General features: G+C 75.3%; 13 protein-coding genes. 7 read left to right on the plus strand and 6 right to left on the minus strand.

Annotated elements, in window-relative coordinates:
• Positions 1–72 precede the first annotated feature (72 nt).
• Genes AC0GKK_RS18005 through AC0GKK_RS18020 form a run of 4 tightly spaced genes read right to left on the minus strand, consistent with a single transcriptional unit; the run spans position 73 to position 4,887 of the window.
• Positions 73–501, minus strand: a complete 429-nt coding sequence (locus tag AC0GKK_RS18005) for a roadblock/LC7 domain-containing protein (protein ID WP_020623626.1) — start codon at positions 499–501, stop codon at positions 73–75.
• Positions 498–1,835, minus strand: coding sequence for a hypothetical protein (locus AC0GKK_RS18010; protein ID WP_489882162.1), 1,338 nt, complete (start codon positions 1,833–1,835; stop codon positions 498–500). Before AC0GKK_RS18010 ends, AC0GKK_RS18005 begins: the two co-directional genes overlap by 4 nt.
• Entirely contained in the window at positions 1,832–4,360 is a 2,529-nt protein-coding gene (locus AC0GKK_RS18015) for a sensor histidine kinase (RefSeq protein WP_489882163.1), read from the minus strand. The genes AC0GKK_RS18010 and AC0GKK_RS18015 overlap by 4 nt, the downstream gene beginning before the upstream one ends.
• The gene (locus AC0GKK_RS18020) at positions 4,324–4,887 is read right to left on the minus strand and encodes a nitrate- and nitrite sensing domain-containing protein (RefSeq protein ID WP_489882164.1); all 564 of its coding nucleotides are present in this window, start codon (positions 4,885–4,887) and stop codon (positions 4,324–4,326) included. Before AC0GKK_RS18020 ends, AC0GKK_RS18015 begins: the two co-directional genes overlap by 37 nt.
• A gap of 363 nt (positions 4,888–5,250) precedes the next feature.
• Between AC0GKK_RS18020 and AC0GKK_RS18025 the strand changes: the two genes are divergently transcribed.
• The 3 genes from AC0GKK_RS18025 to AC0GKK_RS18035 all read left to right on the plus strand — a co-directional run bounded on the left by AC0GKK_RS18025 (position 5,251) and on the right by AC0GKK_RS18035 (position 7,913).
• Entirely contained in the window at positions 5,251–6,912 is a 1,662-nt protein-coding gene (locus AC0GKK_RS18025; RefSeq protein ID WP_253069366.1) for a DNA repair helicase XPB, read from the plus strand.
• Positions 6,913–6,993: 81 nt separating this feature from the next.
• On the plus strand, positions 6,994–7,212 hold the full coding sequence (locus tag AC0GKK_RS18030) for a hypothetical protein (RefSeq protein WP_489882165.1): 219 nt from the start codon (positions 6,994–6,996) through the stop codon (positions 7,210–7,212).
• 119 nt (positions 7,213–7,331) lie between these two features.
• Positions 7,332–7,913: a PspC domain-containing protein gene (locus AC0GKK_RS18035; protein ID WP_308215801.1), complete on the plus strand. Its 582-nt coding sequence runs from the start codon at positions 7,332–7,334 to the stop codon at positions 7,911–7,913.
• A gap of 91 nt (positions 7,914–8,004) precedes the next feature.
• Here the strand turns inward: AC0GKK_RS18035 and AC0GKK_RS18040 are convergent, their stop codons facing one another.
• Positions 8,005–8,613 (minus strand): TIGR03086 family metal-binding protein, encoded by a 609-nt coding sequence (locus AC0GKK_RS18040; protein WP_489882166.1) that lies wholly within the window; start codon positions 8,611–8,613, stop codon positions 8,005–8,007.
• 63 nt (positions 8,614–8,676) lie between these two features.
• On the opposite strand from AC0GKK_RS18040, the gene AC0GKK_RS18045 reads away from it, so the two are divergent.
• Positions 8,677–9,642 (plus strand): helix-turn-helix transcriptional regulator, encoded by a 966-nt coding sequence (locus AC0GKK_RS18045; RefSeq protein WP_253069152.1) that lies wholly within the window; start codon positions 8,677–8,679, stop codon positions 9,640–9,642.
• Between the two features lie 91 nt (positions 9,643–9,733).
• On the opposite strand, the gene groL is transcribed toward AC0GKK_RS18045, so the two are convergent.
• Positions 9,734–11,362, minus strand: a complete 1,629-nt coding sequence (groL, locus tag AC0GKK_RS18050) for a chaperonin GroEL (RefSeq protein ID WP_020622657.1) — start codon at positions 11,360–11,362, stop codon at positions 9,734–9,736.
• A gap of 218 nt (positions 11,363–11,580) precedes the next feature.
• On the opposite strand from groL, the gene moeA reads away from it, so the two are divergent.
• From moeA to pssA, 3 genes are all read left to right on the plus strand, one after another.
• Positions 11,581–12,834 carry a molybdopterin molybdotransferase MoeA gene (moeA, locus tag AC0GKK_RS18055; RefSeq protein ID WP_346109298.1) on the plus strand — a complete coding sequence of 418 codons (1,254 nt, stop codon included), beginning with the start codon at positions 11,581–11,583 and terminating at the stop codon, positions 12,832–12,834.
• A gap of 603 nt (positions 12,835–13,437) precedes the next feature.
• Positions 13,438–14,148 carry a phosphatidylserine decarboxylase gene (locus tag AC0GKK_RS18060; RefSeq protein WP_489882167.1) on the plus strand — a complete coding sequence of 237 codons (711 nt, stop codon included), beginning with the start codon at positions 13,438–13,440 and terminating at the stop codon, positions 14,146–14,148.
• 10 nt (positions 14,149–14,158) lie between these two features.
• Positions 14,159–15,166, plus strand: a complete 1,008-nt coding sequence (gene pssA, locus AC0GKK_RS18065; protein ID WP_489882168.1) for a CDP-diacylglycerol--serine O-phosphatidyltransferase — start codon at positions 14,159–14,161, stop codon at positions 15,164–15,166.
• Position 15,167: the final 1 nt, after the last annotated feature.

Below are 15,167 nucleotides of genomic sequence, written 5' to 3' on the forward strand. Positions count from 1 at the left end.
CTCACCCGCTCTGGTCGATCCTGGGATGGGGTGCATGACGGTAACGCGTCCTGGGGGTCCGGAGTCGCGGCCTCAGGGCCCGAACGAACCCTGCAGCTCGGCGCGCAGCTCCGGGGTGAGCAGCTGGCCGACCCGGTCGACCAGCAGCGTCATCTCGTAGCCGACGAGGCCGATGTCGCAGCTCGGCGAGGCGAGCACGGCCAGGCAGGAGCCGTCGCTGATCGACATGAGCAGCACGATCCCGCGGTCCATCTCGACGACGGTCTGCACGACGCCACCGGCGTCGAAGCAGCGCGCGGCGCCCTGGGTCAGGCTGACCAGACCGGATGCGACGGCGGCGAGCTGGTCGGCCCGGTCGCGCGGCAGCCGGTCGGATGCGGTCAGCAGCAGCCCGTCGGTCGACACCACGATGGCGTGCGCGACACCCGGGACGCGCTCCGCGAAGTTGGTGACCAGCCAGCCGAAACGGCTCTGGCTCGGCTGTGCCTGCGGTGCCCTCACTGGTTCTCCTCGGGGTCGGACGAGTTCGGTCGGTCCGCGGCGGGCTCGGGGGTGCCGGTCGCGGTGGTGTCCTGCGGGGCACGGGTGCCCTGCCGGTCGTGCTGGTCCTGCGGGTCGTGCTGCTCGGAGTCGCCGTCGACCGTGTCCGTCGTGCCGGCCAGTGCGTTGCGGCGGACACCGGAGGCGCTCTCCCGGCCCTGACGCACGCCCTGCTGGTAGCTGGCGAGACGGCCACGGACGCTCTCGGCGTCCCTCGGCTCCGCCGGAGCGGGGCTGAGCACGGTCGATCCTGCCGCACTGCCCGGGAGCAGTCGCGCCCGCGGGCGTCGCTTGGGCAGTCCGGCGGTCGTCAGGTCGTCACCGGCGGTCTCCGACTCGTCGCCGTCGGTGGCCTCGCGGGCCTGCCGCCAGACGTCGTCGGCGGGGGAGGCGAAGCCCGCCGGGGGCGCCGGGGCGCCGTCGTTCGGGCCGGCGCCGTCCTGCCAGCGGACCGGCACCGAGCGGTTCGAGCGGAACCAGGCCGAGGCGATGTCGTCGAAGATCGGGGTGGTCTGACCCATGTCGAACCCGGTCTGGGCCCGGGCCGACTCGACCGCCCCGGGGCGCCGGAGCTGACCCCGGTCGCCCTCGACGGGCACCTTCGGTGCGAACAGCGCGTCCTGCGAGGAACCGGCGGCGTTCGCGGCCAGGCCCGCCGGGCCCGCGGCCCGGCCACCCTCCCGCTTCGGCAGCGGTGCGGGCGCCTGCCTGCCCGGCGCCTGCTGCACCGGACGCTCCTGCGGAGCCTCCGGGTGCTGCGCCTGCTGGACCGGCTGCGCCTGCTGGGGCGCGGGCTGCTGCGGTCCGCGGGCCGGTGCCGGGGGCGGGCCCTGGCGGCCGGGCCCACGGGTGGGCAGCGCCGGTCCGGCGCCGCGGGCCGGCATGACCGGGCGTCGCGACGGGGAGGGACGGGACCCGTTGGTGCGGGCCGGGAGCGGCCCGCCCATCGGTGTACGGCCGGACGGGCGGATCGTCGGGAGTGCCGCGGTCTCGGGTTCGGTACCGGCGGAGCCGCCGTCCCCGGATCCGGTTTCCCCGGAGCCGTTGTCCGCGGCTGCGCCGTCCACGGACGCGGTGTCCGCGGGACGGTCGCCGTCGGCGCCGGTCCCGGGGGCGTCCGCGGACGCGGCCGTGCCGGTGGTGTCGTCCTCGGCGGGGTCGGTCGCGGTGCTGCCCGCCCCGGTGGCGTCGACCCCGGTGGCGTCGACCCCGGTGGCGTCGACCCCGGTGGCGTCGACCCCGGTGGCGTCGACGTCGGTGTCGTCGGACGGGGTGTGGCCGGACGGGGCGCTCACGTCGGTGCCTGCCGCGTCCGCGGCTCCGGTCCCGTCGTGGGCGTGACCGTCGGTCCTGCGGGCGTCGGTGCGGTCGCCCGGGGCCGGAGGGAACGGCGCGATGCCGTTCGTCCGGGCCGCGAGCGGTGTCTCCTCCGGGGCGGTCCCCTCGGTGTTCCGGTCGGCGTCCCGGTCGGTGTCCCCGTCGGTGGCGCGGGAGTCCACGGAGCCGTCGGTGTCCGGGTCGGTCCCGTCCGGACCGGCCTCGGTGACGGCGTCGGTCTCCCCGGCGCCCTCGTCGTCGGCCGGGGTCCGCCCGTGGTCCTCGGGGCCGTCACCGATCGCCCGGTCCAGGACGACGGTGTCGTCCATGTCGCGGTCGGCGCGGGCCCGGGCCGCGGCGGCCGCCGCAGCGGCACCCGCCAGCCCGAGCGCGGCGGCGGCCGACGGGCTGCGGTGCCGCCGGAGCGGTCCGCGTCACCGTCGGTGTCGGTGTGGTCGGTTCCCTCGGCGGGGACCGCGGCCTCGGTGTCCTCGGTGTCCGTGAGGGATCCGGCGCCGGTGCCCGTGTCGTCGGACGGGCCGTCACCGTCGCCGGACGGGGCCGGGCCGGTGCCCCGGAACGCCTCGGCGCCGTGCGGGGCGTCGCCGTCGGCGGGACCGGAGCCGGCCTCGTCGGCCGGGGTGAAGACGTCGGCCGGGGTCCGCCCGTCGTGTGCGCCGTCCTGCGACGGCGCGAAGGCCGACAGACCCTGTGGGGCGGACCCGTTGAGGGTCGGGGCCGACCCGTCGGCGGTCTGCCCGCCGGCGTCGCCGGGGGCCGCGTTCTTCGTCAGCGACGACCCCGGACGGCGCGTCGGCAGGCTCGAGGCCGAACCGTTGCGCGCGGTCGTGGACGAGGGCGTGCCGGTCTCGAAGGTCGGGGTCATCGGGCCGTCGGAGCCCGCGACCATCGACGGCAGCGACCCTCCGCGACCGTTCCCGTTCACCGCGACCGGGGAGTCCGGCCGGGGCCCGTCGGGCGCTCCGCCGCCGGTCAGCGCCGGGGCCGGCTGCGGGGCCTGCTGCTCGCCACCCTGGGGCGGCACGCCGCCCCAGCTGCCCGGGTCGCCGTCGCGGCGCTGTTCGGGCAGCTGCGCGGAGGGCACCAGCTGCGGCGGGACGGTCACCGAGGCGCTCAGCCCACCCGAGCCGCCGCCGACCGCGGCCGAGGCGAGCCGGACGCCGACGCGGTGCCGTGCGGCCAGCCGGCCGACCACGAACAGGCCCATCCGCCGGGAGGCCGACACGTCGACCTCGGCCGGGCCGGACAGACGCTGGTTGGCGTCGACCAGCTCGGAGTCGGTCATGCCGACACCGCGGTCGGAGATCTCGATCAGCAGCGACTCGTCGGCGGTGCGGGTCGTCGACATGACGACCTGCGAGTCCGGCGGCGAGAAGTTCGTCGCGTTGTCCAGCAGCTCGGCGAGCAGGTGGACGAGGTCGTTCGCGGCGCGACCGGCGATCGTCGCGTTCGGCGGGGTCTGCACGACGACCCGCTGGTACTGCTCGACCTCCGACACGGCGGCCCGCAGGACGTCGACGACCTGCACCGGCGCAACGTTCCGCTTCGCCAGGTCGGTGCCCGCGAGGACCAGCAGGTTCTCGCTGTTGCGGCGCATACGTGTCGCGAGGTGGTCCAGCTGGAACAGGTTCGACAGCTGGTCCGGGTCCTGCTCGTTGCTCTCCAGCTGTTCGATCAGCTGCAGCTGGCGCTCGACGAGCGCCTGCGAACGGCGGGAGAGGTTGACGAACATCGAGTTGACGTTCTGCTGCAGCGCGGCCTGGTCGGCGGCGAGGCGGATCGCCTGGCCGTGCACGGCGTCGAAGGCCCGCGCCACCTGGCCGATCTCGTCGCGGCTGTCCAGCGGGACCGGCTCGACGAGTGCGTTCGGTGCCTGCCCGGACCGCATGCTCTGCACCGCCGCGGGCAGCCTCTGCTCCGCGACCTCGAGCGCCGAGCTGCGCAGCAGGCGCAGCGAACGGACCATCTGACGGCCCAGCAGCAGGATGATGCCCGCGGTCAGTAGGATCGTGAGCATCAGCAGCACGGAGTTGAGGCCCGCGGTGTTGCCCGCCTGCTCGGCGGCCGCGGCCCGGCCGTCGACGAACGCCTGCTCGGCGGCGCCGGTGGACTGGTCCACCGCTGCGACGGACCGGTCGACGGCGGCGTTCCACGCGTTCGGGTCGACCGGCGGCGCGACCCCCGGCGGGACCGAGAGTGCCTGGTCACGCAGCGCGTTGCGCTCGCCGTTCGCCTGGCCCGCACCGAAGTTCCCGAAGGACTCGGCCTGCTCCGGCGTCAGCGACGACTGGAAGTCACCGGCCGCGGCCTGGAACGAGGCCTCGGCCCCGGTGGCCTGTGCGCGCTGCTGCTCCTCCAGCGTCCCCGCGGCGAGCGCGCCACCGATCACGGTGCGCTCGAGCTGCAGGGCCTCGCGGGCGCTCGACCCGGCGGCGATCGCCGTGGTCAGGCCGGCGGTGTCGGCGGTCTGCAGCCGCCCCACCAGCGCCCGGTCCAGCCCCAGCGTGCGCTGGACGACCGCGGTGTAGCGGCCGGTGAGGTCGGCGGCCGCGGTCGGCCCTCGGCGACCTGCGACCGGATGACCGGCAGCTGGCCCAGCGTGGTGTCCGCCTGCCGGCGGGCCGTGGCCAGGTCGGGGGCCTGCTGCTCGGCGGTGTCGAGCCCCGCCGTGGTGGCCTGCAGCGCCTGGTCGGTCGTGGCCTGCGCCCGGTCGACGGCGGCCCGGTCACCGAGCCGGTTGCCCGCCACGAAGCGGACCGCGGCGTCGCGCTCGGTCTGCAGTGCGCCGGTCAGCGTCTCGATCTGGCGGTGCACGTCGACCAGGCCGCTGCCGCGGCCGAGCTCCTCGGCCACGTTGGCCTGGTCGACGACGCGGACGGCGCCGATGGACAGGGCGAGGACCGTGGGCACCAGACCGACGACCGCCAGCTTGGCGACCAGGCTCCAGTTCCGCGGGTCGAGTCGCTCCGACCACGTGCTCGGGCGTTCCGTGCTGGTCACGGTGGTCACGGCGAGATCTCCCTGTCGGTCTCCGGTCCGGGGACGGGCGGCGCGGCGGGCACGAGGTCGGGGAGCATCAGCTGGTCCGGTGCGCCTTTCGGGGTCACGACGGGAACCGCTCGACCACACCACGACCGACACGGGGCGGCGGTTGCCGCGTCCCGGGGGGGTCGGACGGATATGATCGTGCCGGGTCCCGTCTGTGCGTGACGGACGGCTGCCGAGTCTAGCCCCCGGAACCCTCGTCTCCCGAGTGGCGTAGGGCCGGTTGCCTCATGGTCACGTGACGTGACACACGCCGACCGCTCGTCTCCGCTCGGCGTCCGGCGGACCCGCACAGCTCCGTTCCCCGGCCTCGAGAGGATTCGTTCCGTGACCGACGGCCCCCTGATCGTCCAGTCCGACAAGACGCTGCTGCTCGAGGTGGACCACCCCGACTCCGCGGCGGCCCGTGCGGCCATCGCGCCCTTCGCCGAGCTGGAGCGGGCACCCGAGCACGTCCACACCTACCGGGTCACCCCGCTGGCCCTCTGGAACGCGCGCGCGGCCGGGCACGACGCCGAGCAGGTCGTCGACGCGCTGGTCCGCTGGGCCCGCTACCCGGTCCCGCAGCCGCTGCTGGTCGACGTCGTCGACACGATGGGGCGCTACGGCCGGCTGCAGCTGTCCCACCACCCCGCGCACGGCCTCGTCCTCACCGCGCTGGACCGCGCCGTGCTGGAGGAGATCCTCCGGCAGAAGAAGATCAGCCCGATGCTGGGCGCGCGGCTGGACGACGACACCGTCGTCGTGCACCCGTCCGAGCGCGGGCACCTCAAGCAGGCGCTGCTCAAGGTCGGCTGGCCCGCCGAGGACCTCGCCGGGTACGTCGACGGCGAGGCCCACCCCATCGAGCTGGAGCAGGACGGCTGGACGCTGCGGGACTACCAGCGCCACGCGGTCGACGGGTTCTGGGAGGGCGGCTCCGGGGTGGTCGTGCTGCCCTGCGGCGCGGGCAAGACCCTCGTCGGTGCGGCCGCGATGGCCAAGGCGGGCGCGACGACCCTGATCCTGGTGACCAACACCGTCTCCGGGCGGCAGTGGAAGCGCGAGCTGATCGCGCGGACCTCGCTGACCGAGGAGGAGATCGGCGAGTACTCGGGCGAGAAGAAGGAGATCCGCCCGGTCACCATCGCCACGTACCAGGTCGTCACCCGCAAGACCAAGGGCGAGTACAAGCACCTGGAGCTGTTCGACTCCCGAGACTGGGGCCTGGTCGTCTACGACGAGGTGCACCTCCTCCCTGCGCCGGTCTTCCGGATGACGGCGGACCTGCAGTCCCGCCGCAGGCTCGGCCTCACCGCGACCCTGGTCCGCGAGGACGGCCGCGAGGGCGACGTGTTCTCCCTGATCGGCCCGAAGCGCTACGACGCCCCGTGGCGCGACATCGAGGCGCAGGGCTGGATCGCGCCCGCCGAGTGCATCGAGGTGCGGGTGACGCTGACCGACGCCGAGCGCATGTCCTACGCGACGGCGGACTCCGAGGAGCGCTACCGGACGGCGTCGACGGCGAACACCAAGCTCAACGTCGTGCAGGCGATCCTGGACCGGCACAAGGGCGAGCAGACGCTGGTCATCGGGGCCTATCTCGAGCAGCTCGACGCGCTGGGGGAGAAGCTCGGTGCCCCGGTGATCCAGGGCTCGACCCGCAACAAGGAGCGGGAGAAGCTGTTCGACGCGTTCCGCCGCGGCGAGATCGACACCCTCGTGGTCTCCAAGGTCGCGAACTTCTCCATCGACCTGCCCGAGGCGACGATCGCGGTGCAGGTCAGCGGCACGTTCGGGTCCCGGCAGGAGGAGGCCCAGCGGCTCGGGCGCCTGCTGCGCCCGAAGAACGACGGCCGCCAGGCGCACTTCTACTCGGTGGTGTCCCGCGACACCGTGGACACCGACTACGCCGCGCACCGGCAGCGCTTCCTCGCCGAGCAGGGCTACGCCTACCGGATCGTCGACGCCGACGACCTCCTCGGCCCCGCCCTGCCCGACGCCGGCTGAGCCCGCCCCCCGGATCGGGGGCCTCCGTACGGCGCCGATCACGGGCACACTGGTGCGGTCCGCGACGGCCGGGGAGGGCACATGTCGACCGCCCTGTGGATCCTCGTCGGGATCGGGGCGTGGCTGGTCCTGTCGGTCGTCGTCGCGCTGGTGCTCGGCCGGGTGGTGCGCATGCGGGACCGGCAGGTGCCCGACCCGCCGCACCGGCCGGGCCCGCCGTCCGCGGCCCCGCCGGAGCAGCGCGGCCCGGTCGAGCCGCCGCCCGGCCGCCCCCCGCCCGGGCCCCGTCCGCCGGGCTGAGCGGCGCCGCGACCCCGGGACGCGCGGGGCGTGCCCCTGAGACGGGGCGGTCCCGGTTCCGGGTCGGTCTCCGGGCTCGTCCCGAGTCCCGGCGCGCGCCGGGGCGACAGCCTGGAGCCATGGAGAACAACGCGAGCACGACCGGTACGGCACCCACCGGGACCGACGTCCACGACGCCTCGACCGGAGCCGACGACGCCGCGGTGACCGACCGGGTGCCGGTCGCCGCGGCGGCCACCGGCTCCGACGCGACCGACCCCGGACCGCTCGGCGCCGCCACCTCCGGCATGCCGGAAGGCGCCGGTACCGCGGGCGCCGGCACCGCGGGACCCGAGGTCCCGCCCACCGGCACCGGTCCCTCCGACGCGGGCCCGGCCGCCGCTGCGGACCCCGGGGCCGCCCACCCCGGTCCGGGCACCGGGGCGCCCTACACGACGGGGGCGCCGCACACCGCGGGCACGCCGTACGGCGGCGCCGGGACCCGGACGACGGCGCAGGGGATCGGCGACCGCGTCGCCGCGTTCCGGCTCCGGCGCAGCAGGACCGACCGGATGCTCGGTGGTGTCTGCGGCGGTCTGGCCGCCGACCTGGGTGCGGACGCCGCGCTGCTGCGCATCGCGGTCCTCGTCCTGACCCTGGTCACCGGTGGCGCGGCGGCACTGGTCTACCTCGCCGCCTGGCTGATCGCACCGGCCGCCTGAGCCGGTGGGGCGGGCGGGGCTCCGGCGTCGCGGCTCACGAGGGGGAGCCGCGACACCGGAGCCCGTCGGTCCGCCCGGTCCGCCCGGCCCGTCAGCCCACCCAGCCCGTCGACACCCGGCCCGACCAGTTCGCCAGCCGCTCGGTCAGCCCCGCCTCCGGGCGGTGCTCCACGACCGGGCCGAACGGCACCGGGCCGCCACGCCGCTCGGCGGGCAGATACGCGTGGGCGGTGGCGAGCGCCGTCGTCGCCAGCTCCCGGTCGGCCTCCGGGTCCTGCCCGGTGGCGACGGCCAGGTCCCACCCGTGCACCAGCGTCTCGTTCAGGTACACGGCCAGCGCGGCCCGCGCCGGGACCTCGCCGAACGGCAGCCGCGCGACCCGGTCGAGCAGTGCCTCGCCGTCCGGGCCGGACCAGACGGCCTGCAGCGCCGCCGCCTCGTCGACGTAGGCCGACGCCGGGTCGTCGAGGACGTCGTCGCTGACCAGCGGGGCGGCCATCGGGTCGGTGCCGGCGGCGAGCGCCGCCGGTCTGCGCAGTGTCGTGACCAGGTGCGCGAGCAGGGTGCGGACGTCGAAGTCGTCGCAGGGGGTGGGGTCGGCCATCCGGTCGGCGGGCACGGCCCGGGCGAGACGGGCGACCCAGTCGAGGGCGGCCAGGTAGGCGGGGCGGGGATCGGTGGTGAGCGTCGGGTTCGTCATGGGCGCCAGCGTGCCCGCGATACCTGACATCTCCTGTCGTGATTCCATGACATTCTCCGGGACGTGCGCGCCGACCGGCTCCTGTCCCTCGTGCTCCTGCTGCGCCACCGCGGCCGGACCACCGCCGCCGTGCTCGCGCGCGAGCTGGAGGTCTCCGAGCGCACCGTGCTGCGCGACGTCGAGGCGCTGTCGGCCGCGGGCATCCCGGTCTACGCCGAACGCGGCAGGCACGGCGGCTTCGCACTGCTGCCGGGCTTCACCACCGACCTCACCGGTCTGACCCCGGGGGAGGCGGTCGCGCTGCTCGGCTCCGGCGCGACGTCGACGCCCGGCGCGCTCGGGCTGGGGCCGGAGTTCGCCTCGGCCATGCGCAAGATCGTCGCCGCGCTGCCGGACGCCGCCCGGGAACAGGCCACCGACGCCGCCGGACGGGTGCTGGTCCGGCGTGGTGGCTGGCTGCGCGACACCGACGACGGCGCGACCACCGACGTGCTCACCGCCGTCCAGCGCGCGGTGTTCGGCGGGGTCCGGCTCCGCATCCGCTACCGGACCGGGACCCGGCCGGGCGCGCAGCCCGGGCCCGCCGCCGAACGCGTCGTCGACCCGGTCGGGCTGGTCCAGGCGTCGGGGCGCTGGTACCTGTTGGCGCTGCGCGACGGGGACGACCGCACCTACCGGGTGTCGCGGATCGAGGAGGCCGAGCCGCTGGCCGAGCCCGCGCACCGGCCCGAGGGCGTCGACCTGGAGGAGCTGTGGTTGCGCCGCCGGGAGGACTTCCGGGCGCGGCGGCCCGGGATCCGGGTCCACCTCGTGCTGCCCGCCGACCGCCGCGACGCGCTGTCGGCCGTCACCGTGGACGAGGAGCGGACACGGGACGGGACGACCGAGGTCGTCGCCGCGTTCGGGGACCTCTTCCACGCCGGGCGGGCGCTGTGGCCGCTGCTGCCGGACGTGCGGGTGCTGGACCCGCCGGAGCTGGTGACGGCGCTGCGGGAGCGGGCCCGCGCGGCCGTCGTCGCCCTGGGGTGACGGCGGCCCCCGGACGCGCCGCGGGGGCGGCACCGGCGAACCGGTACCGCCCCCGCGGGGTGGTGCTGTGTGCCTGGTGAGGCAGGACCGATCAGAAGTCCATGCCGCCCATGCCACCGGTCGGGTCGGCGGGGGCGCCGCCGCCCTTCTCCGGCTTGTCGGCGATGACCGCCTCGGTGGTGAGGAACAGGGCCGCGATCGAGGCCGCGTTCTGCAGCGCCGAGCGGGTCACCTTGGCGGGGTCGATGATCCCGGCCTTGATGAGGTCCTTGTACTCGCCGGTGGCGGCGTCGAGGCCCTCACCGGTGGGCAGGTTGCGGACCTTCTCCGCGACGACGCCGCCCTCGAGGCCGGCGTTGACCGCGATCTGCTTGAGCGGGGCCTCCAGCGCGACCTTGACGATGTTCGCGCCGGTGGCCTCGTCACCGTCCAGGCCGAGGCCCTCGAACAGGCCGGCACCGGCCTGGATGAGCGCCACGCCGCCGCCGGCGACGATGCCCTCCTCGACGGCCGCCTTCGCGTTGCGGACGGCGTCCTCGATGCGGTGCTTGCGCTCCTTGAGCTCGACCTCGGTGGCCGCGCCGGCCTTGATGACGGCGACGCCGCCGGCCAGCTTGGCGAGGCGCTCCTGGAGCTTCTCGCGGTCGTAGTCGGAGTCGGTGCGGTCGATCTCGGCGCGGATCTGGTTGACCCGGCCGGCGATCTGGTCGGCGTCACCGGCGCCGTCGACGATGGTGGTCTCGTCCTTGGTCACGACGACCTTGCGGGCGGTGCCCAGCAGGGACAGGTCGGCGGTGTCGAGCTTGAGGCCGACCTTCTCCGAGATGACCTCGCCACCGGTCAGGATGGCCATGTCGGCCAGCATCGCCTCGCGGCGGTCACCGAAGCCCGGGGCCTTGACGGCGACGGACTTGAAGGTGCCACGGATCTTGTTGACGACCAGGGTGGCCAGGGCCTCGCCCTCGACGTCCTCGGCGATGATGGCGAGCGGCTTGCCCGACTGCATGACCTTCTCCAGCAGCGGGAGCAGGTCCTTGACGGTCGAGATCTTGGAGGAGACGAGGAGGACGTACGGGTCCTCCAGCTCGACCTCCATGCGCTCGGCGTCGGTCACGAAGTAGGGCGAGATGTAGCCCTTGTCGAAGCGCATGCCCTCGGTGAGCTCGAGCTCGAGCCCGAAGGTCTGCGACTCCTCGACCGTGATGACGCCTTCCTTGCCGACCTTGTCCATCGCCTCGGCGATGAGCTCACCGATCTGCGGGTCGGCGGCCGAGATGGAGGCCGTGGCAGCGATCTGCTCCTTGGTCTCGATCTCCTTGGCCGACTTCAGCAGCGCCTGGGAGACGGCCTCGGTGGCCTTCTCGATGCCGCGCTTGAGCGACATCGGGTTCGCGCCGGCGGCCACGTTGCGCAGGCCCTCACGGACCAGCGCCTGGGCCAGCACGGTGGCGGTGGTGGTGCCGTCGCCCGCGATGTCGTCGGTCTTCTTGGCGACCTCCTTCACCAGCTCGGCGCCGATCTTCTCCCAGGAGTCCTCGAGCTCGATCTCCTTGGCGATCGACACACCGTCGTTGGTGATGGTCGGCGCGCCCCACTTCTTCTCGAGCACGACGTTGCGGCCCTTCGGGCCCAGCGTCACCTTGACGGCGTCGGCGAGGGTGTTCATGCCCCGCTCGAGGCCCCGACGGGCCTCCTCGTCGAACGCGATCTGCTTCGCCATGGGGGTGTTGCCCTCCGATAGAGGTGAGTCGAGTGATCGGATGCGGTGCCCGCGACGGACGCCCGGCAACCCTGCGCCGGACTCACCGACCCGACCTTGGCACTCCACGGACACGAGTGCCAGTGGATGCTGAGCCCGTTTCTAGCACTCGCCCGTGGTGAGTGCAAGCGGACCCCGCCGGGCTGCGGGCCGTCCGCGACGGCGGGCAGGATGGGGCCATGAGCACCTGGTCGCAGGCCGGTCCGCGCACCGTCTCCGAGCACGCCGCCGCGGTCGCGGCCCTGCTGCCGCCGACCGGGACCGAGCCGGTCGCGCTGGCCGCCGCGAGCGGCCGGGTGCTGGCCGAGGACCTGACGGCGGGCGTCGCGCTGCCGCCCTTCGACAACTCCGCGATGGACGGTTACGCGGTCCGTGCGGCCGACCTCGCCGGCGCCTCGGCTGCCTCGCCGGTGGAGCTCCCGGTCGCGGCCGACATCCCGGCCGGGCGCACCGACGTCCCCGCGCTGGCGCCGGGCACGGTGGCCAGGATCATGACGGGCGCCCCCGTGCCCGAGGGCGCGGACGCGATCGTGCCGGTCGAGCAGACCGACGCCGGTCCCGGTGGCGGGCTCGACCGCGTCCGGATCCACGAGGCCCCGCAGCCGGGCGCGTTCGTCCGCCGGGCCGGTGAGGACGCCGCGTCGGGCGCCGTCGTGCTGCGGGCCGGGACGGTGCTGGCCGCGCCCCAGATCGGGCTCGCCGCCGCCGTGGGCCGGGCGGAGCTGCCGGTCCGCCGTCGCCCGCACGTGCTCGTGCTGTCCACCGGCTCGGAGCTCGTCGCCCCGGGCGGCACGCTGGAGCCCGGGCAGATCTACGAGTCCAACGGCACGATGCTCGCCGTCGCGGTCCGGGAGGCCGGGGCGACGGCCGAGCAGCTGTCCTTCGTCCCCGACGACGTCGAGCGGTTCCGCGCGGTGCTCGCGGAGAAGGTCGGCGACGGCGTGGACCTCGTCCTCACCTCCGGCGGCGTGAGCGCCGGCGCCTACGAGGTCGTCAAGGACGCCATGACCGGCCACGGCGTGGAGTTCGGCAAGGTCGCGATGCAGCCCGGCGGTCCGCAGGGCTGCGGCCGGCTCGAGCTGGGCGGGACCGGGGTCGCCACCGTCACCCTGCCCGGGAACCCGGTGAGCTCCCAGGTCTCGTTCGAGGTGTTCGTCCGGCCCGCGCTCCGGGCGGCGGCCGGGCACCCCGCACCGGCGCGGCCGGTGGTGACCGCCCGGCTGTCCGGTGCGCTGGCCTCGCCCGCGGGGCGCCGCCAGTTCCGGCGCGGCCTGCTCGACGCCGCCGCCGGGACCGTGTCCGAGGTGGGGTCCACCGGGTCGCACCTGATCGCGGCGCTCGCCCGGGCCGACTGCCTGATCGACCTGCCCGCCGACACCACCTCCGTCGCCGACGGCGAGCAGGTCGCGGTCTGGCTGCTCGACGCCCCGTGACCCGGTGTCCGGTGGCCGCGGCCCGGCGCGCCGGGCGGTGACCCGCGGAGCCGGGCGGACCGGAACGGGCGTCCGGGTGCTGCGAGCGGGATCGCGCTGTGCGACGGGCCCACCACTCGCGCGGACGTGCGGCTGCGCCGAAAGTGTGAGCTATGTCATCGGCCGTCGGGGCAACGATCTCACCGCGGGCGACGTCCTAGGGGGTGTCCGTTCGGCCGAAAGAGGTAGATCACGGCGGACATCCGTCGTGATCTGGACTGCCGGTCGTCGGAGAGGAATACTTTCTGGTGTGGAGGGGTAGACCCTTTACAGCACAAGACCCACCGCCCGTCGCTGGGGAGCGGACGAGCGGTTCCAAGGCCGGGGTCGTCGTCTCGGGGGACGACGGCCCCGGCCCTTTTTCTGCCCCCGACCGGCCCGCGGGGTCGCGCACCGCGTGCGGCCGGCTCCGGGCACGAACCGACGATCGTGCCACCGGTCCCGTCTCGGCGCGGGGACCCCCGGATCCTCGGCGTGTCCCGGTCGTCCCGCCGGACAGCCGTCCGCGGCGCCCGCGTAGCGTTGGTGATCCCCCACCGGAGCATCAGGAGCCGACGACCCACCATGGCCGAAGGAACCGGGACCTCCCCGACCCACATCTCCCGACTGGTCCGGGACGCGATCCCCCCGATGCACCCGGGCGGGCGTCCGATCGTCGCCGGTGTGGCGCTCGCCGCGGCGGGGGTGCGCGCCCTCACCGGCCGAGGCACCCTGCCGGGCCTGCTCGCCACCGCGGCCACCGCGCTGTTCTTCCGTGACCCCGTCCGGACCCCGCCGCTGCGCACCGACGCGGTGCTGGCCCCCGCCGACGGCGCGGTCGCCACCGTGACCGAGACGGTCCCGCCCGCCGAGCTCGACCTGCCGCGCGTCCCGCACACCCGGGTCTCGATCTTCCTGACCGTGCTGGACGTGCACGTCCAGTGGGTCCCGGTGCACGGCCGCGTCGCGCGGGTCCAGTACTCGCCCGGCACGTTCCTGTCCGCGGACCTGGACAAGGCGAGCGAGGACAACGAGCGCAACGCGATCACCGTGGTCCGCGCCGACGGCGTCGGGGTCGGGGTCGTGCAGATCGCCGGCCTGCTGGCCCGCCGGATCGTCTGCGCCCTGCGCGACGGCGACGAGGTCGCCGCGGGCGAGCGGTTCGGCCTCATCCGGTTCGGCTCGCGCGTGGACACCTACCTCCCGCCCGGGACGACCGCGCTGGTCCGCCCCGGCCAGCGGACCGTGGGCGGGGAGACCGTGCTCGGCCTGGTGGCCGGGCCGGCGGAGCGCTGAGGTCGTGGGGATGTCCCGCCCCGCCGGCGGTTATCCCGCCGGCGTGCGGCTGCTGCCGAACGCGGTCACCGTCCTCAACCTCTGTGCCGGCCTGACGGCGGTCTACTTCGCGCTCCAGTCGCGCTTCGACTTCGCGATCATCGCCGTCCTGGTGGCCGCGCTCTGCGACGCCCTCGACGGCGGCCTGGCCCGGCTGCTCGACGCCTCCAGCCGGATCGGCGCCGAGCTCGACTCGCTGGCCGACCTCGTGTCCTTCGGTGTCGCCCCCGCCCTGGTCATCTACATCTGGGCGTTCGAGGGCACCCGGGCCGGCTGGATGGTGGCCCTGGTGTTCGCGGTGTGCATGGCGCTGCGCCTGGCACGCTTCAACACCCTGATCGACGACGACAGCGCCCCGCCGTTCGCCCGGGAGTTCTTCGTCGGCGTCCCGGCTCCCGCGGCCGCGCTGACCGCGGGCATCCCGATCTACCTGTGGCTGCACTTCGGTCAGGGCTGGTGGTCGGAGCGTCCGCTGGTCGCGGTGTGGGCGCTGGTCACGGCCGGGCTCATGGTCAGCCGCATCCCGACGCTGTCGCTCAAGACGGTCCGGGTCTCCCCGCGCACCACCCGGTGGCTGCTCGTCGGGGTGGCCGCGGTCGTCGCGATCCTGATCACGATCCCGTTCCTCGGGATCGCCGTCGCCGGGTTCGTCTACCTGCTGCTCCTGCCCTGGACGGCCTACCGCTACCGCTGGCTGTCGCACCACCCCGAGGCGTGGGACGTGCCGACCCGCCAGCGCCGCGCCGTCGCCCGCGCGGCCCGGTCCGCCCGTCGGCTCGGTCTGCGCCCGCCGCTGCGCCGCCGGGTCGCCGGCCGTGCCGGTGCGGTGGCCCGCGGTGTCCGGCGCCGGCTCGACCCGGAGGGCGAGGCCCGCCGGGACGGCATGCGCGACACCGGTGCCGTCCGCGACCCGCGCGGTCCGGGCGTCGCCGCCGCGCCCCGCGGTTCCGGCCGCCGCCTCGGCCTGCGCCGTCGCTGAC

It is taken from the genome of Pseudonocardia sp. P-1, from assembly GCF_058111925.1.